23 protein-coding genes are annotated in these 25072 nt (G+C 34.9%); 10 read left to right on the top strand and 13 right to left on the bottom strand.

Annotation, left to right across the window (positions count from 1 at the left end):
• Nucleotides 1–28 precede the first annotated feature (28 nt).
• The 6 genes from GQ593_RS05235 to GQ593_RS05210 all read right to left on the bottom strand — a co-directional run bounded on the left by GQ593_RS05235 (nucleotide 29) and on the right by GQ593_RS05210 (nucleotide 5730).
• Entirely contained in the window at nucleotides 29–1270 is a 1242-nt protein-coding gene (locus GQ593_RS05235; protein ID WP_160431100.1) for an MFS transporter, read from the bottom strand.
• Nucleotides 1271–1456: 186 nt separating this feature from the next.
• On the bottom strand, nucleotides 1457–2569 hold the full coding sequence (locus GQ593_RS05230) for a ribosomal protein uL16 3-hydroxylase (protein ID WP_160431099.1): 1113 nt from the start codon (nucleotides 2567–2569) through the stop codon (nucleotides 1457–1459).
• Nucleotides 2559–3344 (bottom strand): YchF/TatD family DNA exonuclease, encoded by a 786-nt coding sequence (locus tag GQ593_RS05225; protein ID WP_160431098.1) that lies wholly within the window; start codon nucleotides 3342–3344, stop codon nucleotides 2559–2561. Before GQ593_RS05225 ends, GQ593_RS05230 begins: the two co-directional genes overlap by 11 nt.
• A gap of 13 nt (nucleotides 3345–3357) precedes the next feature.
• The gene (lapB, locus tag GQ593_RS05220; RefSeq protein WP_160431097.1) at nucleotides 3358–4536 is read right to left on the bottom strand and encodes a lipopolysaccharide assembly protein LapB; all 1179 of its coding nucleotides are present in this window, start codon (nucleotides 4534–4536) and stop codon (nucleotides 3358–3360) included.
• Nucleotides 4537–4548: 12 nt separating this feature from the next.
• Entirely contained in the window at nucleotides 4549–4854 is a 306-nt protein-coding gene (locus GQ593_RS05215) for a LapA family protein (protein WP_194240574.1), read from the bottom strand.
• Between the two features lie 156 nt (nucleotides 4855–5010).
• Nucleotides 5011–5730: a phosphatase PAP2 family protein gene (locus GQ593_RS05210; protein WP_160431096.1), complete on the bottom strand. Its 720-nt coding sequence runs from the start codon at nucleotides 5728–5730 to the stop codon at nucleotides 5011–5013.
• Between the two features lie 101 nt (nucleotides 5731–5831).
• Here GQ593_RS05210 and ribA point away from each other — a divergent pair, with 101 nt between their 5' ends.
• Nucleotides 5832–6443: a GTP cyclohydrolase II gene (gene ribA, locus GQ593_RS05205; RefSeq protein ID WP_160431095.1), complete on the top strand. Its 612-nt coding sequence runs from the start codon at nucleotides 5832–5834 to the stop codon at nucleotides 6441–6443.
• Nucleotides 6444–6626: 183 nt separating this feature from the next.
• Here ribA and GQ593_RS05200 read toward each other — a convergent pair whose 3' ends face one another.
• The 4 genes from GQ593_RS05200 to zipA form a co-directional block, all read right to left on the bottom strand.
• Nucleotides 6627–6815, bottom strand: a complete 189-nt coding sequence (locus GQ593_RS05200) for a 2-hydroxymuconate tautomerase (protein WP_160431094.1) — start codon at nucleotides 6813–6815, stop codon at nucleotides 6627–6629.
• Nucleotides 6816–6824: 9 nt separating this feature from the next.
• Complete coding sequence (gene luxS / locus GQ593_RS05195; protein ID WP_160431093.1) at nucleotides 6825–7343, bottom strand: S-ribosylhomocysteine lyase; 519 nt, start codon at nucleotides 7341–7343, stop codon at nucleotides 6825–6827.
• Nucleotides 7344–7410: 67 nt separating this feature from the next.
• Nucleotides 7411–9441 (bottom strand): NAD-dependent DNA ligase LigA, encoded by a 2031-nt coding sequence (ligA, locus tag GQ593_RS05190; protein ID WP_160431118.1) that lies wholly within the window; start codon nucleotides 9439–9441, stop codon nucleotides 7411–7413.
• A 228-nt stretch (nucleotides 9442–9669) separates the two neighbouring features.
• Nucleotides 9670–10599 (bottom strand): cell division protein ZipA, encoded by a 930-nt coding sequence (zipA, locus tag GQ593_RS05185; protein WP_442903589.1) that lies wholly within the window; start codon nucleotides 10597–10599, stop codon nucleotides 9670–9672.
• A 404-nt stretch (nucleotides 10600–11003) separates the two neighbouring features.
• Between zipA and GQ593_RS05180 the strand changes: the two genes are divergently transcribed.
• The 3 genes from GQ593_RS05180 (at nucleotide 11004) to GQ593_RS05170 (ending at nucleotide 16560) form a co-directional block, all read left to right on the top strand.
• Nucleotides 11004–12212, top strand: a complete 1209-nt coding sequence (locus tag GQ593_RS05180) for an efflux RND transporter periplasmic adaptor subunit (RefSeq protein ID WP_160431091.1) — start codon at nucleotides 11004–11006, stop codon at nucleotides 12210–12212.
• 19 nt (nucleotides 12213–12231) lie between these two features.
• Nucleotides 12232–15435: an efflux RND transporter permease subunit gene (locus tag GQ593_RS05175; protein ID WP_160431090.1), complete on the top strand. Its 3204-nt coding sequence runs from the start codon at nucleotides 12232–12234 to the stop codon at nucleotides 15433–15435.
• A 477-nt stretch (nucleotides 15436–15912) separates the two neighbouring features.
• Nucleotides 15913–16560 (top strand): LemA family protein, encoded by a 648-nt coding sequence (locus GQ593_RS05170; protein WP_160431089.1) that lies wholly within the window; start codon nucleotides 15913–15915, stop codon nucleotides 16558–16560.
• A gap of 194 nt (nucleotides 16561–16754) precedes the next feature.
• Here the strand turns inward: GQ593_RS05170 and ruvC are convergent, their stop codons facing one another.
• Together ruvC and GQ593_RS05160 are read right to left on the bottom strand one after the other, a co-directional pair.
• Complete coding sequence (gene ruvC / locus GQ593_RS05165) at nucleotides 16755–17243, bottom strand: crossover junction endodeoxyribonuclease RuvC (protein ID WP_160431088.1); 489 nt, start codon at nucleotides 17241–17243, stop codon at nucleotides 16755–16757.
• Nucleotides 17243–17986 carry a YebC/PmpR family DNA-binding transcriptional regulator gene (locus GQ593_RS05160; protein ID WP_160431087.1) on the bottom strand — a complete coding sequence of 248 codons (744 nt, stop codon included), beginning with the start codon at nucleotides 17984–17986 and terminating at the stop codon, nucleotides 17243–17245. Before GQ593_RS05160 ends, ruvC begins: the two co-directional genes overlap by 1 nt.
• An 849-nt stretch (nucleotides 17987–18835) precedes the next feature.
• Between GQ593_RS05160 and rbsD the strand changes: the two genes are divergently transcribed.
• From rbsD to rbsR, 6 genes are read left to right on the top strand one after another with little or no spacing between them, the layout of a single operon-like run.
• A complete protein-coding gene (gene rbsD / locus GQ593_RS05155; protein WP_160431086.1) occupies nucleotides 18836–19255 on the top strand; it encodes a D-ribose pyranase in 420 nt (139 codons plus the stop codon).
• A 33-nt stretch (nucleotides 19256–19288) separates the two neighbouring features.
• Nucleotides 19289–20803, top strand: coding sequence for a ribose ABC transporter ATP-binding protein RbsA (gene rbsA, locus GQ593_RS05150; RefSeq protein ID WP_160431085.1), 1515 nt, complete (start codon nucleotides 19289–19291; stop codon nucleotides 20801–20803).
• Nucleotides 20790–21740, top strand: a complete 951-nt coding sequence (gene rbsC / locus GQ593_RS05145) for a ribose ABC transporter permease (RefSeq protein WP_160431084.1) — start codon at nucleotides 20790–20792, stop codon at nucleotides 21738–21740. Before rbsA ends, rbsC begins: the two co-directional genes overlap by 14 nt.
• A 37-nt stretch (nucleotides 21741–21777) precedes the next feature.
• Nucleotides 21778–22665, top strand: a complete 888-nt coding sequence (gene rbsB / locus GQ593_RS05140; RefSeq protein ID WP_160431083.1) for a ribose ABC transporter substrate-binding protein RbsB — start codon at nucleotides 21778–21780, stop codon at nucleotides 22663–22665.
• Nucleotides 22666–22720: 55 nt separating this feature from the next.
• Nucleotides 22721–23650: a ribokinase gene (gene rbsK, locus GQ593_RS05135; RefSeq protein WP_160431082.1), complete on the top strand. Its 930-nt coding sequence runs from the start codon at nucleotides 22721–22723 to the stop codon at nucleotides 23648–23650.
• Between the two features lie 24 nt (nucleotides 23651–23674).
• Nucleotides 23675–24658: a ribose operon transcriptional repressor RbsR gene (rbsR, locus tag GQ593_RS05130; protein ID WP_160431117.1), complete on the top strand. Its 984-nt coding sequence runs from the start codon at nucleotides 23675–23677 to the stop codon at nucleotides 24656–24658.
• 116 nt (nucleotides 24659–24774) lie between these two features.
• Here rbsR and fis read toward each other — a convergent pair whose 3' ends face one another.
• Entirely contained in the window at nucleotides 24775–25071 is a 297-nt protein-coding gene (fis, locus tag GQ593_RS05125; protein ID WP_034883623.1) for a DNA-binding transcriptional regulator Fis, read from the bottom strand.
• Nucleotide 25072: the final 1 nt, after the last annotated feature.

Genomic DNA, 25072 nt, shown 5'->3' with positions numbered 1-25072 from the left:
AAACAGGGCAATTGCCCTGTGTATAACTTTATTCGAGTTCTTTGCCTTTTGTTTCTGGTATTAAAAAGACAAATGCAGCAGCCGATAATAAATAAGCGGCAGACAGTAAAGCTAATGCGTAGCTAATTGAGTAAACGGTGGCTAAATAAGCAATTAGTACTTGCGATACACCGGCAATGCCTCGACCGACATTGAAAATAATATTTTCAGCACTTGAACGGGCATCTGTTGGGTAATGTTCAGCAAGTAGTGCGCCATATCCACCCATCATGCCATTGACAAAGAAGCCAATTACTGAGCCAAAGATAATTAATATAAACATATCGGTTTGATGAAAATAGAACCAAATTGAAACGGCCGAGATGAATAAAAAGAAGATATAAGAAGGGCGACGACCAAACTTATCACATAACCAACCAAAAATTAGAATTCCTAATGACATACCTATAGTGGTTGAAATAGTCCAAAACATAGTATTTTTAAATGGCAATTTGAGCTCAGTTGCAATCATATTTGGCATCCAAACCATGAGTCCATAAAAACCGAAGTTTTGTACTGCACAAGCGATGGTTAATCCTATTGTGGTTGCTATGGTTCTTGGGTTTTTAAATAATTTGCCAACGGCTATTTTGTTTTTGTTTTGGTCTTTTAGATTTTGCCATATTTCTGGTTCTTTTAGACCTTTACGTGTCCAAGCGACAAATAGCGCAGGTAGCACGCCCATGGCAAAAGCCCAGCGCCAACCATGAATTTCACCAATAAAATTGACGGTTAGTGCGGCTAAAATGATACCGACTTGAAAGCCTAATGCAACAATAGATGTTGCTCTTGAGCGTTTATTTTTAGGCCAGCTTTCAGAAACTAAAGTCATTCCAATCCCAAATTCACCACCCAGGCCCAGTCCACTTAAAAAGCGAAATATTAAAAAGCACTCGTAATTAGGTGAAATTGCACATAATCCAGTAAAAAGAGAGAATATCAAAATAGTCCATGAAAAGACTCTTACTCGACCATATTTATCTGCAAGTACACCAAATAAAATGCCACCTAATACGGCTCCAAGTAAGGTTACTGATGTTAAAGTACCTAAATCTGTTTTTGTTAAGTTGAAGCTGACTGAAATTAGACTAAAACAAACACCTAAAATCATCATATCCATACCATCGAGTGCGTAACCAACGGTGGATGCAAATAGAGTTCTTTTTTGATATGGGGTTGTGCATTTGCTTTCACTTTCTGCTTGCAGGGCTGCGTTTGCTTCGGTTTTCATGTATACCTCTAGTTTTTAAAATTAGATAGTTACTTAAAATTTCCATTTTATGATGTTTAATTTATGATTAAACGGCGGGTAAATTAAAGCGGGGGCAAGTATATCCTTAAAAGTTAAAAAAAGCCAAGCTTAAAGCACTAAATAGTCGTTTTATCTGCCGATTTTATTATCGGCAGAGACGGTATGTTACTCTTCGGTAAAGTACCAATAGCCTTTGTTTACAAAATCGTGCATGACTTGCAGTGTGTTTTTATCTTGTAACTGCTCGTAATAGAGTGTTTCAGTTTTACAAAGAAGATCAATGACGGGCATTGGTAGATTAATTTGTTCGCCATGGATGTAGCCACAATCGCCCACCTTAAGGATTCGAATACTTGGTACTCGGTTTAGTTCTGCTCCATTTTTTAGCAGTGATTCAAATTCGTTATAATCGTATGGTGGTTCAACTGGCACAATATTTAAATCGTGCATTGGTAGTGTAATGTGTTTACCGAACCAATCGTTAAATAACTCAGGTGTTTTGATTAAATCGATGATTTGATCTTGCAGTTTTGCTAGTTCATAAGGTTGAACTTGGTATGGATCTTTAGGTCGTTTTAAATTTGGATCTTGATAATAAATACCATTTGGCAGATTATCAATGACATAATCTGCAAAGCTACTTAATAGCTCTTGTGAGGTTCGTGTCATAAAACCAACAGAATAACTGAGTGATTCACCAATGGATGTGCCATTATGCGGGCAACCTAGTGGAATGTATAAGATGTCGCCAGCGGTGATTTCTTCGTCAATGATCGGTTGATATTGTTCAACATGTAATAATGCTTTATGTGCATTAAATTGTTTATAATTTTGGTTGCGATCGCCAACTTGCCAACGCCTGCTACCCATGCCTTGAATAATAAATACATCATAATTATCGATATGGGGACCAACGCCAGCACCTTGTGTTGCGTAAGAAATCATTAGATCATCAAATTGCCATTGTGGCATGCATTTAAAAGGCTCAAGTAGGCTGGCAGCTTGCTCGTGCCAGTGATCAACAGCTTGTACTAGCAAACTCCAATGCTCTTCACCTAAGTTATCATATTGAGTAAATGGTCCAAATCTAGCATCCCAAACACCATTTTTATTCGAGACAATACGGCTATCGATTTCTTCTTCCATTGCTAAACCCGCTAGTTCGTCTGGTGTAATGGGATCAATAAAATGCGCAAATGCTTTGCGTAGGATTACCGGTTTTTTTTGCCAATAGTTTGTTAAAAAATCATCCCAATCAATGGCTAATTTATAATTCATTTAATTTTCCTTGAAGATTGAATAATTGACAAAAGTTAGATGTGGTTTTGTGTGCTATCTCTTCTAAACAGACACCTTTTAAAGCAGATAAATATTGCGCAACTTCACGAACATAAGCGGGTTGGTTTTCTTTGCCTCGGTATGGAACGGGGGCAAGATAAGGTGAGTCGGTTTCGATCAAGATACGATCAAGCGGTACATATTTGGCAACTTCTCGTAGAGCTTCGGCATTTTTAAAGGTGATAATTCCTGAAAATGAGATATAAAAACCGATATCTAATAGTTGTTTTGCTGTTTCAATATCTTCTGTAAAACAGTGTAAAACGCCAGAATGAACATGCTCATCTTTTAAGATTGTTAAGGTATCTTCTTTGGCATTACGTGTATGGACAATCACGGGTTTACTTAGTTTTCGACCTAATCGAATATGTTCTTTAAATATAGTTTGTTGTAATTCTAGGTTGTCTTTTTGGTAGTAATAATCAAGACCTGTTTCGCCTAGTGCTACAACGTTATCTTCTTGCGCTAATCTTTGAAATCGCTCGGCATCGTATATTTCGTCATCAAGGTTAAGTGGGTGAATTCCACACGAAAAAGAGCATTGATTTTGATAAGCTGTAAGCTTATGTTTCATGGATTGATAGCCCGACAGTGTTGTTGCCACGCTTAGGCAATGTTTAACCTCGTTGTTGGAAGCTTCTTGTAACACATCTTTGATAGATTTAGTACTAAAGTCTAAACTATCTAAATGGCAGTGAGAGTCAATTAAAAACATAAAAATCTCTTTTTTATTTATCTGAATGTTGTTCAAAATCACGAACAGGTTTTATTGTCGACCACGAACGGCAAGCAGGGCATAACCAGTAGATTGAGTTAACCGTGAATCCACATTTTTGGCATCGATAATTGGGCACAGTTTTTATCTGTTCGCCAACCATATTTCTTAAAAGTAACAGGCTTTCTTTGGCTTTACCTTGTTCTGCATCAGCAACATGATAGTTCATTAATCGATAAAATCCCTTTAAGTTAGGATGTTTAAGTAATTCACGATACATAAAGTATTGTGCAGCGTCTAAACCTTTTTGTTTTTCAATAAGATCAGCAAGCATCAATTCGGCCACATTACCGGTATCTTGATCGACGCATAATTGTAAAAATTGCTGAAATTCATGTTGGTTATTTAGTGTTAAATAGCACTCTTTTAATAAAGGTAGTGCTTCACCAATAAAGGCTTTGTCTTGTTGTAATATTTGTTGAAAAGATTGGATGGCTTGTTCTGTTTTATCTTGTATCATAAGAACTCGACCCAACATGAGCGAAGTGCGAGCACATTTAGCATCTGCCATTGCTGATTTGTGTAATAGGCTATTTGCCTTATCAAGATCATCATTAGCAATAGCCTGTGACGCTAATTCACAATAAAATTGTGCGATATCGGTTTTGTATTTTTCATTGCCAAGTTTGACCAATTTAGTTGCCATATTAATGGCATTTATCCATTCACTGGTTGATTGGTATATGATGATAAGTTGCTGTAGTGCGTATTGTTGAAAGTCTTCTTCATCAATGAGTTGCAAAAACATCTCTTCGGCACGATCGTAAAGGCCGGCAACCATATAATCCCGCCCTAGTTGTTGAATAGCTAATAATCGTTGTTCAAATGTTAAAGATGAGCTTTCTAACAATGCTTGGTGGATGTGTATCGCTCTGTCAAGTTCACCCCGAGAGCGAAATAGGTTACCTAATGTTAAATGTGCCTCAAGTGTGCCATCGTCCTCTTTTAGCATGTCTAAGAAAAGATCGACAGCTTTGTCTTTTTGGTTAGACAATAGAAAATTTAAACCATCTACATATTCACGCGATAGCCGATTAGATTGATTTAGATTTTTTTGTTTTGCATTTCTGTCTCCCATATACCAACCGTATCCGGCGGCGATAGGAAGTAACAGAAATAACAGTTCAAACATAGTAACCTATTCTTAATTGCTTTTAGTTAAGTGTATTTGTTGATGATTAGCCATATCTTCATCATATTTTTTCTGTAATTTGCTCAGTTTACGTTTTGTTGATGAGTGTTGGAATTTAGCTTTTAAAAAGAAGATGCCAGTTAATATCCAACCGACAATAAAACCAGATCCAAATAAAATAGCTAATAACACTGATAAGCGGAGGTCAGTTTTAGCCACCAAATAATTAAAAGTTACTATTTGATCATTAGCTGAACCTATTGCTATCGAGATAGCAAAGATGATAATTATCAATAAAATTGATATAACAAATTTCATAATGTTGACCTTTCTTTTTATTTTTAATTAACGTTTTGGTTATTATACTAGACTGTTTATACAAATTGTTTTGATTAGTTAAACAGTTATCAATGATATTCAAAAAACAAATCCGTCTGTAGTAAATGGCAGTTTTTCAAAAATAGTATTTATAAATTATTTGTCTACTATATGCCATTTTCTAGCATAAAAATAGCTGATTAATGAAATTATCCAAGCGATTAATATGCTTGTTATTAGATCAATTGGACTGTGCATACCTAATAATAGCCGGCTAATTTCAATTAATATCGACCAAATAATGGTAATTGATACTATCACATAATGTTGTTTAAATTTAAGTAATGTTAAAGCTAAAAATGCCCAAGTTACAGCAAATAAAGTATGTCCAGAAGGAAAAGCAAATCCAGTTTCATTTTGCCAGTGGTTAGATAACCAACTTGGAATTGTGGATGAATTTTTAAATAACTGTTCAATAAGTTCTTTTCTTTCTGATTCCGATTTCGAATAAAATTGTTGGTTACTAATATTAAATTCTTTTGCCATCCAAAGTACATAAGGTCTTGATTCGGCTGTCTGCGATTTTAAAAAACTTTTTATTGTCTGACCACTTAATATTGCACTAACAAGAAGCAACCATAATAATATAATTTTTTTTGGGGTTTTACTGGATGATAATAGACAAAATACTAAGAATAAAATTGTCGATGTAATTATTGCCCAAGGAAAACTTGCTGTTTCAGTTATTACGAATAAATATTTAGATGTATCATTTAATGATGCTGGTTGCCAATGCCAATTTATGGCTATAATAACTAAAGGCACAACTAAGAAAATAGCCAATATGGCTATTGTTTTTTTTATTACTAACCCCATTTATAAACTCAATTAAGTACAAATTGCTTAATATTTTAGCATAAAAGATAGATTTATTTTTATAAAATCTTAGCTATGTTTTATTTAAAACGGAGACAATAATGCAATTAAAACGTGTTGCACAAGCGAAACTGCCAACGCCATGGGGATGTTTCACTATTGTTGGATTTGAAGAAATTGCAACAAAAAAGGATCATGTAGCATTGGTATTTGGCGATATATCTGGCGATACACCAGTTCTGACAAGGATTCATTCGGAATGCTTAACCGGTGATGCGCTTTTTAGTTTACGCTGTGATTGTGGCTTTCAGTTAGAAGCTGCCTTAAAACAAATTGCAAAAGAAGGTAAAGGGATTTTAATTTATCATCGTCAAGAAGGGCGTAATATTGGTTTATTGAATAAAATTAGAGCTTATGCATTGCAAGATCAAGGTTTAGATACGGTTGAAGCTAATGAGCAATTGGGTTTTGCAGCGGATGAGCGCGATTTTACTTTATGTGCAGACATACTGAATTTATTAGGGGTATCACAAATTCGTTTGTTAACCAATAACCCAGAAAAAATAAGAGTGCTTGAGCAGTCTGGCATTAAAATTACGCAACGAGAGCCGTTGGAAGTTGGCGAAAATCCGGATAATGAACACTATTTAGAAACCAAAGTGAACAAAATGGGGCATTTGCTTCATCTGCATCACGGCAATTGTAAACATTAATTATCTGATTTAATAATAATCAATTTATCTGTGATTAATTTTAGTTAATTTAGTCAAAATATTGGAATAAAAAATCTCAAAATATATTTTCTATTTTGAGATTTTTTTATGGAGCTTGATAGACAAAAATGGCTTTTAACTTATTTATACCGTTATTTTGCCCATTATTAGACAACGTTAAAATTAATCTTTATCACTGCGTAACACGCCACCATTAGCAATCTGCTCTTTAGATATTTCGTGCATGATGATTTGAACAGCTTCTGGTTTGCAGTTAAGGGTTTCGACAATTGCATCTGTCACACGTTTTGCCATTTCCCTTTTTTGTTCTATAGTACGACCTTCTAAAAAGTCGATAACAACATTTGGCATAAATATCTCCTAGTGATTACTAATTTGGGCAAGCTGTTCATCAGACAACGCGATTTCATTATTATGGCATATGCCTATACCAGATTTTATAATTTGTTCAGCGATGGCTTTGGCCTCATCTAGTGAGTGCATTTTATAAGTACCGCATTGATATTCATTTAATTCTGGAATTTGATTTTGCGATTTAACCCCTAATACATCATGCATTGATTTGAGCCATGCATCAACAACTAATCCTTCGTCGGGTTTACCTATTAAGCTCATGTAAAAACCAGTGCGGCACCCCATTGGTGAAATATCGATTATTTCAACTTTATCACTATTGAGATGATCGCGCATAAAGCCTGCAAATAAATGCTCTAATGTATGAATCCCTTTTTCTGGCAGATTGTCTTTGTTTGGAATGGTAAAGCGTAGATCAAACACCGTAATATCATCACCTTTTGGGGTTGCCATGGTTTTGGCAATTCGCACAAAAGGAGCTTTCATTTTGGTATGATCGACTTTAAAACTATCTAATAAAGGCATAATGTCCTCCTTGTTTTTTGCTTGTTATTTTAATCAATCTGCTAATAAGTACCAATGGATTTTATAGTTACTCGGCAAGTAAATTTACCATTTCTTGCTCATCAATAACTTTTATTCCCAGTTCTTGAGCTTTAGCAAGTTTAGAACCAGCGGCTTCTCCGGCAATCACAAGGTCGGTATTTTTTGATACACTGCCTGTTACTTTTGCGCCTAACTGCTTTAATCTATTTTTGGCTTCATCACGCGTTAAAATCGATAAAGTACCAGTTAATACGATAGTTTTACCTGAAAAGGGTGAGTTTGTATCGGTTGCTTGTATTTGCGGGTTAATATCTTGCCAGTGAATGCCAATTTTATCGCTAGTTAGCTGTTCTATTACATTGCGATTATGTGGCTCTTGGAAAAAGTCTATAATGCTTTCGGCAATAACGACGCCAATATCGTTTACCATTTGTAATTGTTCAAGTGAAGCGTTTTCGATTGCCGATAAACTACCCAGTTGATTCACTAAATTTTCGGCAGTCACTTCACCCACATTTGGAATTCCAAGCGCAAATATAAAACGGCTTAATGTGGTATTTTTAGATGCCTCTAATGCATTTAATAAATTATTGGCAGATTTTTCGCCAATTTTATCCAAACTACATAGCGTTGGTAGATTAAGTGTATAAAGATCTACTGGGGTTTTGACATAATCTTTATCCACCAATTGCTCAATGATTTTATCCCCCATACCGTCGATATTCATAGCACGCCTTGATACAAAATGTTTTAAAGCTTCTTTACGTTGTGCTGGGCAAATTAGACCACCGGCACAGCGCGACACCGCTTGGCCTTCGTCGCGCACTATTTGTGATCCACAAATAGGACAGTGAGTTGGGAATATGATTTCTTTTGTGTTCGCAGGTCTTCTATCCAATATGACAGCGACAATTTTAGGAATAACATCACCTGCTCGGCGTACTGTTACATAGTCGCCTTCCCGAATGCCTAATCGTGTAATTTCATCACTATTATGTAATGTCGCATTGCTAACAATAACACCAGCGACTGAAACTGGTTCAAGTCTTGCAACTGGTGTAATTGCGCCTGTTCGTCCAACTTGAAAGTCCACCTTGTTTAATTGTGTGACTTCTTCTTGAGCTGGGAATTTAAATGCAGTTGCCCATCTTGGTGCACGAGCGACAAAGCCAAGTTCTTTTTGTAGTTCAATGCTATTAACTTTGATAACCACACCATCAATATCAAAGTCTAATGACATGCGTTGCTCGCCAATTTGTTTAAAATAATCTAAAGCAGCCTGTGCACCTTGACGTTTTTGAACTTTATCACTGACTGGTAATCCCCAAGCTTTAAATTGCATTAAACGGTCATAATGAGTATTAGGTAACGTAGTGCCTTCGACAATACCCACACCGTAACAGAAGAATGTTAAAGGTCTTTTGGCGGTGATTTTAGGATCCAACTGTCGTAATGATCCAGCAGCAGCATTACGCGGATTGGCAAATACTTTCTCGTTTCGCTTTTCAGCATCTGTGTTGAGTTTTTCGAAGCCTTTATGTGTCATAAATACTTCACCACGGACTTCTAATCGGGCAGGAATGTTGTTGCCCCTTAGCACTAGCGGAATTGTTTTGATGGTTCTTACATTTGCTGTTATGTCTTCTCCAGTTGTGCCATCACCTCGCGTCGCAGCTTGTATAAAGTGACCATTTTCATAAAGTAGGCTAACGGCAAGTCCATCAAGTTTGAGCTCACAACAATATTCAACATGTTCAGCGTCGCTTAAATGAAGTCGATCTTTAACTCTTTTATTAAATGCAATAAAACTAGCATCATCAAACACATTATCGAGTGATAGCATGGGCATTTCATGTTTGATAGATGCAAATTGTGCTAATGGTGAACCACCAACTCGTTGGGTTGGTGAGTCGGGCGTAATAAGAGCTGGATGCTGTTGTTCTAATGTTTGTAGCTGTTTTATTAGTTTATCATATTCAACATCGGGAATTTCTGGTGTATCAAGTACATAATAACAGTACTCATGGTGCCTAATTAGGTTTCGTAGTGAGGTCAATTGTTCTGTTATATCTTTAATCGATTCAGATAAATTTGCTGGATTTTCGGTGTTATTCGATAGTGACATGATAATAGGCTCTTAATTAAAACGTAGGTTTTGGGAATATCATTACAATTGCATTAATCTAACTGTAAATAATGCATAGATAAATTAAATCATTTAAGTAAATGTTTTACAGCAATATCTATTTATAACCACCAACCTAAGTTGGTGGAATTTGTTAAAGCTTTATTGAAAATACTGTGGTTAAATCTCGTTACAGGCTTTTTTTATGCGATCTTTGTAACTATTGATTTTTTGTGGTGTTAGCATGTGATGCTCATCATCTAATACTACACCGTCAACATCATCAGCTATGCGTTGTGCTGTTTGTAACATTAATTTGAAATTTTGTTGGTTGTTACCTTCAGTCGGTGCAATCATAAAAATAGATACGCCAGGTGTAGTAAATTCATGCATTGTTTCTGGATCTAAATAGCCTGGTGTGACCATATTGGCTAAACTAAATAATGTTGGACCATTACCAGCAGGATCCACATGACGGTGGAAAATCCGCATGTCACCAAACTGAAAACCTGATTGCATAATACTAGCAAGTAATACATCTCCTTGAAGGAGCTTTCCGTTAAGACCAGTGACATTTAACACGATAATTTCAGTTGTAGATTGCTTGTCGTCAATATTTGGCTTTTTAGATTTGTCATTAGGCTGGGGTTCGCTATCAGTATTTACTTGGTTTTCTTTTGTTGTTTGGGTTAAATCAAGTTGTTTTTCGTCTAATTTTTCATCTTCAAAAAGATCACGATTAACGTTGATAACAGGTTCTTTTTCCGTATCAGTATTAACTTCTTGTTGGCTATCATTATCAACAAATAGATCTACTTGTTGAGGTGCATTTTCTTGTTCTTCTACGGCATCATCATTAACTACTCTATTTTTTTCAAGACTTTCATTATTTTTTATTGTGCTGGATTTGATCAAAATTACATCATCTTCTTCCATATTATTCATAGCGAAGTCTTGAGATTGTTGAGAGTTTTGTCCAAATTTTTCTTCTTTATTTGAACTAAAAAGCGAAGAACGTTCTTTTTTATTGATCCAAAACCCATGGATGAGCAATGCAATAATGACCAAGGATGCAACAACAATTAGAACAATACGTAAATTATCCATAATAACCATCTCTGTATTAAATTAAATATAGACCTAAATTATTCAATCATATTTTGAAAAAAATGATTACGGAGTACAGCAATGTAAATTTTAACTTCTTTAAAAATTTAGATTAATCTTCATTAAAGCAACCGCACTTTGATCTTTAGTATAACATCTTCTTTAAGATACGTTATAGCACTAAAAATTAATTAATATATATATTACTTGATTTCTGGCAATATGCATAATTATCAATATATTTTTTTAATATCATAATTTAGTTAGCTAATTTTTAGAACTCCGTGCTATTAACATGTAAAGTTACTTACAATTTATGCATATTTTTTGTAAAATCGCTGGTCACGTTTGAATAAAAACTATTATTTTTAAATAGATAACGATTAAGTTCACTGAGGTCATTTTTTATGAGATTTAACAAGCTATTCTTAGCCTTGCCTGTAGCGTGCGCCAGCCTACTTTTATTAACAAGTTGTGATAATGGTAAATCACAAAGCGGTAAGAATCAATTACCGAAGGTAACAGTATTTAAAGTTGAACCATTAAACTATACATTAAAGATTAGTTTACCTGGCCGTGTTGTTGCGTCTCAAATTGCTGAAATTAGACCTCAAGTTAGCGGTATTATATTAAAACGAGAGTTTGATGAAAGCTCGAATGTTAAATCTGGGCAGTCACTTTATCAAATTGATCCCGCTATTTACCAAGCTAATTATGACAGTGCTGTTGCAAGTGTAGCTAGTGCTAAAGCCAATGCCAACATTGCACAACTTACTCTTAAACGTTATGCTGGGTTGTTAAATACCAAATCAATCAGTCAACAAGATTATGATAAAGCAGCGGCGGATGCTAAACAGGCTGAAGCTGCCGTATTAGTTGCACAAGCGGCAGAGCATACCGCTAAAGTGAATTTAGACTATACAAAAGTATATTCGCCAATTGATGGATATATAGGTAAGTCAAGTGTTACTGAGGGAGCATTAGTTGCAGCTGGTCAATCAACACCACTAGCCCTAGTTCAACAACTAGACCCCATTTATGTTGATATGACCGAAGCGGCTACTCGCTACAATAAATATCTTCAAGATGAAAACGTAATTTATGAACCAGTTAAAGCTAATAATGTTGAATTATACTTTAATGATGGTTCTAAATACGCTTATCCAGGCAGTGTTAAATTTTCTGATATGACGGTTAATGAAACAACGGGCACTGTAACTTTGCGCTCGCAGTTCACAAACACTGAAGGCAAAATTTTACCAGGTATGTTTGTTAAGCCACAAATGACATTAGGTTATATCAAAAATGCTATACTTGTTCCACAACAAGGAATTACCAGTAATAAGTTAGGGCAATATACCGCAAAAATCTTAAGGCCTGATAATACAGTGGAATATCGACAAGATATCCAAGTATATACTGGAATAGGTGGTTATTGGGTTGTAACAAAGGGAATTAACGTTGGTGAAGAGGTTATTATTACAGGATTACTTAATTTAACTTCTGTCGAGAACCCCAAAGAAGGTACGCCACCTATGAAAGTAGAAAAAGTCGGACAACCTAGTAAACTTTCGCAAGAGCAATTAAATAATATCATCAAAAACAGTGTGAAATAAAACAGGGGTAGATTTAATTATGGCTAAGTTTTTTATTGATAGACCTGTTTTTGCATGGGTAATTGCTATCATGATGATGCTGGGAGGCGCTTTATGTATAAAGCTGTTAGCAGTTGAACAGTATCCTGATATTGCTCCACCAGCCGTTACCGTTAGTGCAGTTTACCCAGGTGCCGATGCGCAGACTATCGAAAATACGGTTACTCAGTTAATTGAGCAGAATTTAACTGGATTAGATAATCTCATTTATATGAAATCAACCAGTAGTGCTCAAGGTGTTGTTCAAACAACGTTGACTTTTTCGCCAGGAACGAATCCTGACTTTGCACAAGTACAAGTATTAAATAAAGTAGAAAGTATTAAGTCTCGTTTACCTGAAAGTGTGCAAAAAAATGGTGTATCGGTCGCGAAAAACAACAATAACTTTTTGAAAGTTGTCGGTTTTTATTCAACTAATCCCCAAAAAACACAGGCTGATATTGCTGACTTTGTCTATTCTACTGTGCAAGATCAAATTCGACGTGTGCAGGGTGTTGGTGATACACAATTATTTGGTTCTGAATACGCTATGCGTATTTGGCTTGATCCAAATAAATTGACCTACTTTAATTTATCCATTGAAGAAATTATAGCGGCTATTCAAGCGCAAAATGCCCAAGTAACCGCAGGGCAATTGGGTGCTTTACCAGCAACAGATGGACAAGAACTTAATGCAACAATTACTGCACAATCGCGTTTAAAGACGCCTGAACAATTCCAAAATATTCTTGTTCGAGTCAATATTGATGGCTCTAACATTTTATTAAAAGATGTAGCCACAGTTGAAATTGGTGCATCTGATTATAACTTTATTTCGCGTTATAACGGTAATGCATCAGCCGGTCTAGGGATATATCTAGCGACCGGTGCAAACCAATTAGATACGTCAGACAAGGTAGATAAAAAGCTAGAAGAGTTATCTAAAATCTTCCCTGAAGATATTAAATATGCTTTTCCATACGATACTACACCATTTGTTAAGTTATCGATTAGTAATGTAATTCATACACTAGTTGAAGCAATTATTTTGGTTGTTATTGTAATGTATGTGTTTTTACAAAACCTGCGTTCGACACTTATTCCTACTATCACCGTACCGGTTGTGCTGTTAGGTACCTTTGCGATTTTATATATTTGTGGATTTACTATCAACACGTTATCAATGTTTGCGATGGTACTGGCTATTGGATTATTGGTGGATGATGCGATAGTTGTTATTGAAAACGTTGAGCGTATTATGCATGAAGAAGGCTTATCGCCTTATGACGCAACAGTTAAATCGATGGAACAAATCACCTCAGCATTGGTAGGGATTGCGGTGGTATTATCTGCTGTATTTGTGCCAATGGCATTTTATGGTGGTGCCGCAGGTGGAATATATCGTCAATTCTCAATTACTATTGTAACTGCAATGGCATTATCCGTGTTAATGGCAATTGTGTTAACACCTGCACTTTGTGTTCAGATTTTAAAAGCACCATCTAGAAGTAAAGTAAGAAAATCTTCACTAGGTGAAAAATTAGAATCAATCCCTCCATTTAGTTGGTGTTCTATCGGTTCCAAAAAATTCTTCGTATGGTTTAACAATTTTTATGAAAAAGGATTACGCTCTTATGAAAAAGGCGTAATTAAGGTTATTCGTTATCCTTTGATTACATTTGTTTGTTATGCCTTAATTTTTATTGGTTTAATTTTTGGTTTTAATCGTTTACCCACTGGCTTCTTACCTAATGAAGATCAGGGTGTGCTTTTGGTTATGGTTGAGTTACCACCAGGATCGACATTAGAACAAACCATGTCGGTATTAAATAAAACTTCAAAATTTTATACCGAGCAAAAAGCTGATTCAGTTGAAGAAATATTTACTGTTGCTGGATTTAGTATGGTTGGGCGTGGACAAAACATGGGACTAGGCTTTGTTCGCTTAAAAGATTGGAATAAACGTAAACGAGCTGACCAGAAAATTGATGCTTTAGTTGCTAGTGGTTGGGGATTTGCATCTACTATCACCGATGGTCGAGTTATTATTGTTAATTTACCTGCAGTACCATCTTTAGGTATGGCTAATGGCTTCTCTTATATGCTTAAAGATACAGCAGGGCAAGGGCATGATGCTTTAGTTGGTGCATTTTTCCAATTATTTGGTCAAGCATCACAACATCCAGATCTACAGCAAGTTCGCCCAGGCAGTATGCTAGATGTTCCACAGTACAAAATTAATGTTGATTTTGAAACAGCGCAAGCACTTGGAGTGTCAGTCAGTAGCGTTAATACCGTATTATCCACAGCATTAGGTTCTGCTTATATTGATGACTTTGTTTATAATAACCGAGTTAAAAAAGTCTATCTGCAATCTGATGCACCTTACCGCATGTTACCTGATGATTTTAGTTATTGGCATGTCAAAAATAAAAATGGACAAATGGTACCTTATGACGCTTTTGCCACAACTTCAAAAAGTTACGGTTCACCATCATTGGTTCGTTATGATGGTGTAGCAGCAATGGGTATTAGTGGCTCTGCTGCACCAGGCATGAGTTCTGGGCAAGCAATGGCTATTATGGAAGAGTTATCTAAAAACTTACCTAAGGGTTTTTCGTTTGACTGGACAGATATTTCTTATCAAGAACGTCAAACAGGATCACAAACCACCACGCTGTATATTATTTCAATTATTGTGGTGTTTTTATCATTAGCAGCCTTATACGAAAGTTGGACTGTGCCAATTTCGATCTTATTTGTTATTCCTCTTGGAATTTTAGGTACTGTGTTTGCAACGATGTTTAGAGGTCTTGATAACGATATTTACTTTATCGTGGGGTTATTGACAACAATGGGGCTATCAGCTAAGAATGCTATCTTGATTGTAGAATTTGCCAAAGATGCGATTGAAAAAGAAGGTAAATCGTTAATTGATGCAACACTTGAAGCTTGTCGTTTACGATTGCGTCCAATTTTAATGACTTCATTTGCCTTTATTCTAGGTGTATTACCATTGGCATTAAATACTGGAGCAGGTTCTGCAAGTCAAAATGCAGTAGGTACTGGTGTAATTGGTGGTATGTTAACTGCAACGTTTTTAGCTATATTTTATGTACCATTGTTCTTCTTATTTGTAACAAAACTATTTACGAAGCATAAAAATAAACCAGTTTTATTAAGTAGAAAAAATACGCTTAAATGATTTATATGTAAATTAATATAAAACGCTTATATTTATCTAGCTTTGGCTATGCATAAGTAAGAACAAAAATATTTTTTACACTTAATTGTACCGATTATTTTGCTAATAACTTTAGAATAAAATAATTAACTTTAAAATGCGCTATTTGAGATTAGCGCATTTTTATGCTTTGCATAAAATAATTGAGGGTTGGATATAACTATATTATAATAAATTTTTATTTTATAATAATTTAAAAATTAAAGACTTGCATTAGGTTGAACAGCATATAATGATTTGTTTGATATTTGCTAAATAAAATTAGTATATGGCATACTTTCGACGAGGCTATAAACTAAATATTTATATTGTTAATAGTGGTTTATCAAAGGTAAATTAACAGTAGTCAAATTCATTGGTGTTTTTCTATCCATTGAAGAATGGAAAATGCCAAACATTTTAATTATAGAAACTTGTTTATAAATAAGGTACTCAAATATGTTAATAATATTTATCTTAATCCTAATTTTAGGGTGGCTATTTTTTTCATACAACAAACTTAGAGGTTTAGCTGAAAATGTAAAACAGAAGCAATCAAATATTTATGTGACAATAAAGAAAAGACATGATATAGCGCAAAGACTGTCTGATATAGCGTCTAGTTATGGTGATCACGAGAAGCTAACTCATTTTAATATTACTGAGAGTGATGGCGTTGCTAGTGCAAATGCTGCTGCTTTTGAAACTTCTCGAGTTATAGGCAATGTTCAAATGTTAGCTAACCGTTTTCCTGATTTAAAAGCAAACTCAACCTATCAACAATTAATGGTTCAACTTGATGAAATTGAAAATACTATCTTAAAAAGAAGAGAGGCGTACAATGCAGCTGTTCAAATCTATAATTCGACTCGTGGTAGTATTCCTCATTTATTTTATGCAAGCAAATTTGGATTTGTTGAAGCTACGTATTTTGAAGTGGATGAGAATGGAATAGAACAACTTGCTTCATTTAAAACTGATGATGGAAAAATCCTAAGAGATACAATGGGAAGAATGGCATCTGTTGCAGCTGAAAACGTTAAGAAAATTAAAGGAAAAACAGAACATAATACTGAAGAAACTAATCAACAAAATACTAATCAATAATATTATACTTAGCTTCTTTTGTTGGTGAAAAATAATAAAAAGGAACGTAGGTAAAAACTTGTAAAGCAAATATATTATTAGCTCTGTTTGATTACTTTTTGTGGAAATATTATAAAAGTATTTTACGACTCTTTCCCATTAGTTGAAACATTTGTGTTCCCTAATAATCAGATAACATTGGAATTGTTATAATTTTATTTACGAGATTTTATCAGCTGTTGACTGGTGTGGGCATGGGTTATTGCTATAGCCAAAGCATCGGCAGCATCGGCTTGAGGACTAGCGGGTAGCTTTAATAATAATTTGACCATATGTTGAACTTGTTTTTTATCGGCAGCGCCTGTCCCTACTACGCACTGCTTAACTAAACGAGCAGCATATTCAAAAACAGGTAGATTATTATTAACAGCTGCGACAATTGCTGCACCTCTTGCTTGACCCAATTTCAATGCCGAGTCGGCATTACGAGCCATAAACACTTGTTCAATTGCAAACATATCTGGTTGGAATTGTAATATAATTTCACTGACACCAGCATATACGCGTTTTAAACGGGTAGGTAAATCATCAACTGCAGTACGAATGCATCCACTGCCAAGGTAAGTGAGTTGACGTCCCGTTTGTTGGATTACGCCGTAACCCGTCAAACGAGAGCCAGGATCGATGCCAAGAATAATGGCCATTAGAGTGTTGCTGCTACCTCATCTGAAACTTCACCATTATGGTAAACTTCTTGAACATCATCACAATCTTCAAGCATATCAATTAAACGTAATAGCTTTGGTGCAGATTCAATATCAAGATCTACTTTTGTCGATGGAATCATAGATACTTCGGCCGCTTCGGCAACTAAACCTGCTGCATCAAGTGCATCTTTAACTTCACCGAAAGTTTCTGGTGTAGTAAATACATCAATAGCACCATCATCATAAGTTACAACATCATCAGCACCTGCTTCAAGTGCTGCGTCCATGACTTTATCTTCGTCTATGCCAACAGGATATGAAATAACTCCTTTTTTAGTGAATAAATATGAAACTGAGCCATCGGTACCTAAGTTACCACCTGATTTAGTAAAGGCGTGACGCACTTCTGATACCGTACGGTTGCGGTTATCACTCAAACATTCAACCATGACAGCTGTACCTGCGGGACCATAGCCTTCATAAATAATTGTTTCCATATTGCTATCATCTTCACCGCCAACACCACGAGCAACGGCTCGATTCATGGTATCTCGAGTCATATTGTTCGATAATGCTTTATCCATTGCAGCGCGTAGTCGTGGATTTGACGCTGGATCGCCACCACCAAGTTTTGCTGCGGTTACCAACTCACGAATAATTTTGGTAAAGATTTTTCCGCGTTTTGCATCTTGTGCTGCTTTGCGGTGTTTGGTATTGGCCCATTTACTATGACCTGCCATAAAATTCTCCAGATAATAATTTAAAAATCACCATATTTTAGCAAATATTTACCTAAAATTCATCATCAATATACTGATAAGTTTTTACGTTCTGTAAAATTATTATTTAACAATAAGGATTCTATTTTTATATATGTAGAAATTATTCGTATTGTTTACAGTAATTAGATAAGTTCTGTAATGAATATACATAAAAAACAAAACTAACGCCGTATCACAAATATGTGATACGCGCCTATATCATAAAAAAATAACCATCAACGATTTGGCCGAACATTTATGCTCAGTTGTCCAACCATTTATATCGGGCTAAAAAGCTAGATTGAAGTTATTTATCCCATTAACTTGTAAGAACTTTATAAAATAATTAGCTAATTAATTAAGCATCTGGTCAAAATTAAAAAATCCATTGAAAATAAAATAGGTGGCTTAATTTTATATGCAAGTTGTGTGATGCCTATGAGGTATTTACCCGATTGTTCTCTTTTAAGCTATATTTTTGTAAAAAATATTCAGGATTCTATACCGTTTGATAAATAATTGAGCTTTCACAGTAGAAAGCGATACCTACTTTAATTGATATATAACATAATCCGCAAAATAGCTAGCGATTCAACAGATAAAACGCTTTATGAGTTTTATAGGGTTATTTTAACCATGAGGTGAAAACAGCTTGGTGTTTCCCTACATATTATAAATTTTTAAAACTGTATGCTTAGCTGAATCATTTCACATTGATCAAGATCACAAGTTTAAGTTTTATATATTGCAACGGTAATCTATCCGGTAGATGATAAGTATCGAAACGTTTCGATATTGATTATTATTTAGCTATCCAAGGATTACGTTATGTATAAAGGTCAATTATTTAATTCTGAAATTATTCAGGTCTTATCCAAAATGGGGCATACAGATCAAATTGCGATAGGTGATGCTGGCCTACCCATTGCAAGTGATACTCCACGCATCGATTTAGCAGTGACTTACGGTGTACCATCATTTATTCAAGTTTTCCAAACAGTGTCACAAGATATGCAGATTGAAAAAGTGATATTAGCTGAAGAAATTATTAAACGAAATTGTGAAATGCATAAGCTAATATTAGAACAAATTAAGAAACTTGAACAGGCCCAAAATAGCAGTATAGAAACTATTTATGTTAGTCATGAAAAACTAAAACTTCAAACTCGTCACTGTAAAGCTGTTATTAGAACTGGCGAATGTTCTCCATTTGCTAATGTAATTTTACAGTCTGGTGTTATTTTTTAAACCTCAGTTATAAAGCTAAATAATGAGTGATTTATGAACGATAATCTTTTACAGCTTATAAATATTCACAAATCCTTTCCTGGTGTAAAAGCGCTTGCCGGAGTTAATTTAACTGTACGCGCAGGTCAAGTTATGGCTTTGATTGGTGAAAATGGTGCGGGTAAATCAACTTTGATGAAGGTTTTAACAGGAATTTACCAAAAAGATGAAGGTAATATTATTTATTTAGGTAATAAAGTGAACTTTCATGGACCTAAATCTTCACAAGAAGCAGGGATAGGCATTGTTCATCAGGAATTAAATTTAATTCCACAACTTAGTATTGCTGAAAATATATTTTTAGGGCGTGAATTTACCAATAAATTTGGTTGTATAGATTGGAGAAAAACATACGTTCAAGCCGATAAATTACTCGCCGAACTTCACCTGAATTATGACAGTCGTCGTTTAGTGAGTGACTTATCTATTGGTGAGCAGCAAATGGTTGAAATAGCTAAAGTTCTTAGTTTTAATTCTAAAGTAATTATTATGGATGAACCTACTGATGCGCTTACAGATACTGAAACAGTTTCTCTTTTTGAAGTAATAAAGAAACTTAAAAAACAAAATTGTGGTGTGGTTTATATATCGCATCGATTAAAAGAAATTTTCGAAATTTGTGATGAAGTGACTGTATTACGTGATGGGCAATTTGTTGGTGAAAAAAAGATTGATCAATTAAATGAAGATACGTTAATTGAAATGATGGTTGGTCGAAAGCTTCAAGAACAATATCCAAGAATTAATGTACCTCGAGGTAACATTGCATTAGAAGTTAAAAATTTAAATGGCGTAGGGGTGAATGATATTAGTTTTAGTCTTCATGAAGGTGAAATACTGGGTATTTCAGGTTTAATGGGGGCTGGGCGAACGGAATTAATGAAAATGATTTATGGTGCTAACCCTGCAAAGTCAGGTGAAATCATTTTAAATAATAAATCAGTTCAAATCAGTTCACCGCGTGAAGGTTTAACAAATGGTATTGTTTATATTTCTGAAGATCGTAAAAAAGATGGCCTAATTTTAGGCATGTCAGTGAAAGATAACATGTCACTTAATGCTCTAAATTATTTTGCCAGCAAATTTAAGAAATTACGGTTAACTGAGGAACAAGAAGTAGTTAAAGACTTTGTAGGATTATTTAATATTAAAACACCGTCAATTAATCAAACAATTGGCTTCTTATCTGGCGGTAATCAACAAAAAGTTGCTATTGCTAAAGGTTTAATGACTCGCCCAAGTATATTAATTCTAGATGAACCGACACGAGGGGTAGACGTTGGAGCTAAAAAAGAAATTTATCAACTCATTAATCAATTTAAAGAGCAAGGTTTAAGTGTCATTTTAGTTTCATCAGATATGCCTGAAATACTGGGTATGAGTGATCGTATTTTAGTTATCCACGAGGGAAGAGTGACAGGACACTTTTTAAGTTGTGAGGCAACACAAGAAAAACTTATGGCAGCAGCCGTTGGAAAAACACAGGAGAGCGCTGATGTTGCAAAATAAAACATTTAAGAACATATTAATTGAACAAAAGTCCTTAATCACTTTACTAGTTTTAATTGCTATTGTTTCTTGTTTAAGTGATAACTTTTTTACGTTAAATAATTTTTTCAATATATTACAGCAAACTTCAATTAATGCGGTTATTGCTGTTGGGATGACTCTAGTCATTTTAACTTCTGGAATTGATTTAAGTGTGGGATCAATATTTGCTTTAACAGGTGCAATTACTGCTTCTATGATTGGTGCAGATATTTCACCTTTTATTGCTATTTTTGTCTCTTTGACTTTAGGGTGGTTATTGGGTGCTTTTTCGGGGCTTATTATAGCTAAAGGGAAACTTCAAGCCTTTATTGCCACCTTAGTTATGATGCTTATTCTACGGGGGGTAACACAGGTCTACACTAAAGGTAGTCCTATTTCTACTGGTAGTAATGATAATTCTGAATTATTTGAATGGGTTGCATTTGGTCGAGTACTAGGCATTCCTGTGCCAATATTAATTATGACTATTGTTTTTATCTTTGCATGGTACCTATTAAAATATACTCGCTTGGGTCGCTATATCTATGCACTTGGTGGAAATGAGGCTGCAACTCGTCTTTCAGGAATTAATGTTGACCGGGTAAAAATTATTGTTTATGCCATTAGTGGTCTACTTTGTGCTGTTGCGAGTACTATTGAAGTGGCACGATTATCTTCAGCACAACCAACAGCGGGTACTGGTTATGAAATGGATGCAATAGCTGCTGTTGTTCTTGGTGGTACTAGTATGTCTGGGGGGCGAGGAAAGATTATCGGAACACTGATAGGTGCTTTAATTTTAGGCTTTTTAAATAATGGATTAAATATGTTGGGTGTGGATGCTTACTACCAAATGATTGTAAAAGGTGTTGTTATCTTATTAGCAGTTTTAGTCGATAAAAAGACCAATAAATAGTTGCTTTAAACTAGGTGTCTTATTTTAGGAGAAAGTTATGAAATTCGGAAAAATTTTTACAGCTATTGTTGCCATTACATTAAATTTTTCTTTTGCCTCTCAAGCTTTAGCAAAAGAAAATATAGCTTTAGTTGTTTCAACCCTTAATAATCCTTTTTTTGTTAATTTAAAAGAAGGTGCAGCAAATAAAGCTAAGGAGCTTGGTTATGAATTAGTGATATTAGATTCACAAAATAATCCCGCTAAGGAACTTGCAAATGTTGAAGATACTATTGTTAAAGGGACTAAAGTAATACTTATCAATCCAACCGATTCAGAGGCAGTTGGTAATGCAGTACTTGCTGCAAATAAAGCGGGCATTCCTGTTATAACACTTGATCGTGCTTCTGTTAAGGGAGAGGTTATTAGCCATATTGCATCGGATAATGTTGCAGGAGGTAAAATGGCTGGTGATTTTATTTTTCAAAAATTAGGTGCTAGTGCAAAAGTAATTCAATTACAAGGTATAGTTGGTACGTCCGCTTCTCGTGAACGTGGTGAAGGTTTTATCAACTCAATGAAAGATAACCAATTTACTATTTTAACTGCACAACCAGCTGATTTTGATCGTGCTAAAGGTATGAATGTTATGCAAAATTTATTAACTGCTTATCCTTTAGTGCAAGCGGTATTTGCAGAGAATGATGAAATGGCATTAGGGGCTGTGCGTGCAATTCAAACTGCTGGACGAAATGATATTTTAGTGGTTGGCTTTGATGGTACTGAGGATGGCATTAAATCTGTTGAACGTGGAAAAATGGCAGCAACGGTGGCTCAACAACCAGAAAAAATAGGCTCAATGGGTATTGAAATTGCAGATAAAATTATAAAAGGTGAAAAAGTTGATACAAAAATCCCTGTAGAATTAAAACTTATCACTAAATAAACTCTTTTAGGACGCATTCTCGCGTCCTATTGCTATGTGATTATGGAGTAGTTATATGAATTTAAATAAATTAATTGTGATTGGTAGCGTAAATATTGATCATATCTTAAATGTAAATGAATTTCCTAAACCAGGCGAAACATTAAAAGGTTCAAACTATAAAATTTCATATGGAGGTAAAGGTGCTAATCAAGCTGTTGCTGCTGGGCGTTTAGGTGCCAATGTTCAGTTTATTGCAGCGGTGGGAAATGATGATTTTGGTAAGAAATTTAAGCAACAATTAGAAAGCGATCATATAGATACCCATACTGTTGCTGTAGTTGAAAGCAAAAATACCGGTGTTGCATTGATTTTAGTCAATAAACAAGGAGAGAATCAAATTGCCATCCATGAAGGAGCAAATTCAGCCGTTACACCTGAATATGTAGGTCAATTTGAAAATGATATAATAAAAGCAAATGCGGTATTAATGCAACTTGAAACACCATTACAAACTATAGAGCATGTAGCAAAATTAGCTAAACAAAATAATACCAAAGTAATTTTAAATCCAGCGCCCGCACAAAATTTATCAGATGATTTACTTAAACACATTGATATTATTACACCAAACGAGACAGAAGCTGAGTATTTAACAGGTATAAAAATTGTTACAGAACAAGATGCACAAAAAGCATCAGCATTTTTACATAATAAGGGTATTAACACCGTTATTATTACACTTGGTAGTAAAGGCGCTTGGGTAAGTTATTGTGGTAAGGGTGAAATCGTGTCAGGATTTCATGTTAAAGCTGTTGATACTATTGGTGCTGGTGATACCTTTAATGGCATGTTAGTAACAGCCTTATTAGAAGGAAAAGCACTCAACCAAGCTGTTAGATATGCTCATGCTGCTGCGGCACTGTCGGTGACTAAAGCGGGAGCGCAGACATCAGTGCCAACACGTAATGAAGTGGAAGATTTCGTTAAATTACAAGGTTTATAGGAGAGTAATAAAAACTTGGTTACAATAAAAGATGTCGCAAAATCTGCGAATGTATCAACTTCAACTGTTTCTCATGTCATCAATAATGATCGTTATGTTAGCCCTGCTAAACGTGAAAAAGTTGAGCTGGTCATCAAACAGCTAAATTATACCCCTTCAGCTATTGCTCGCAGTTTGAAAAGCAATAAAACTTATACGATTGGTATGTTGGTGACAGCAAGTAATAATCCTTTTTTCTCAGAAGTAGTGCAAGGTGTTGAACGTAGTTGTTATGAGCTTGGTTATAATTTGATTTTATGTAGTACCGAAGGTGATCATCAGCGTATGCTTGATAATATTGAACATTTACTGCAAAAGCGTGTTGATGGTTTACTGGCTATGTGCACTGAAACTTATTCAATTCCAAAGCAGATATTTGCTCGATATCCCAAGCTTCCTATCGTAATGATGGATTGGACACCATTTGATGGTATGTGTGATATCATTCAAGATAACTCTTTTATTGGTGCAATGATTGCTACACAATATCTGATTAAGCAAAACTACAAACAGATAGCTTGCATCACAGGTCCTTTAAATAATACTCAAGCGCGATCTCGCCTACAAGGATATCGCCAGGCTATGCAAAATGCTAATTTAGCAATTTTAAGAAAGTATGAAGCACAAGGTGACTTTCAATTTGCATCAGGAATTGTTGCTATGCAAAATTTATTAAAACTATCTATTCCCCCACAGGCAGTGTTTTGTTCTAATGATGCTATGGCTATTGGTGCTTATCAAGCACTTTATCAAAATGGCCTTGAAGCAGGAAAAGATATTGCAATTATTGGTTATGATGATATCGAAATTGCACAATATATGACACCACCTTTAACTACTATCCATCAACCAAAAGAAGAATTAGGACAATTGGCTGTTGAAACATTATTAAATCGATTTCATAACCCTACAGATTCACTCCATACATTAACTTTAACACCTACATTAATTAAACGTTTGTCTGCTTAGTAAATATTATAAAAGTAGATCATTGAATGAATTTTGTAATTGTTTTCTAAAATACAAAAAAAGCACCTTATATTAAGGTGCCTTTTTATATTATAAGTATGTTAAATAATAGATGATTAACTCATTCCGTATTGTTTTAATTTTTTGCGAAGTGTACCGCGGTTGATACCAAGCATATTTGCTGCTCGAGTTTGATTGCCACGTGTATATTGCATAACCATATCAAGGAATGGATGTTCAACTTCAGCTAACACTAATTCATAAAGATCTGTAGGATCTTCACCATTTAATTGAGATAAATAGTTTTTTAAAGCTTGCTTTACGGAATCTCGTAATGGCTTTTGTGTTATTTGGTCCTGAGAATTTACAGTTGTAAATTTAAGTGCTGCAGCTGTAACGCGTTGTTCTGACATA

Origin of the sequence: Gilliamella sp. Pas-s25 (assembly GCF_009795885.1) — a bacterium.
GTDB lineage: Bacteria > Pseudomonadota > Gammaproteobacteria > Enterobacterales > Orbaceae > Gilliamella.
Note: the sequence above shows the minus strand (reverse complement) of the source record. Positions and strands in the feature narration are given on the sequence as shown.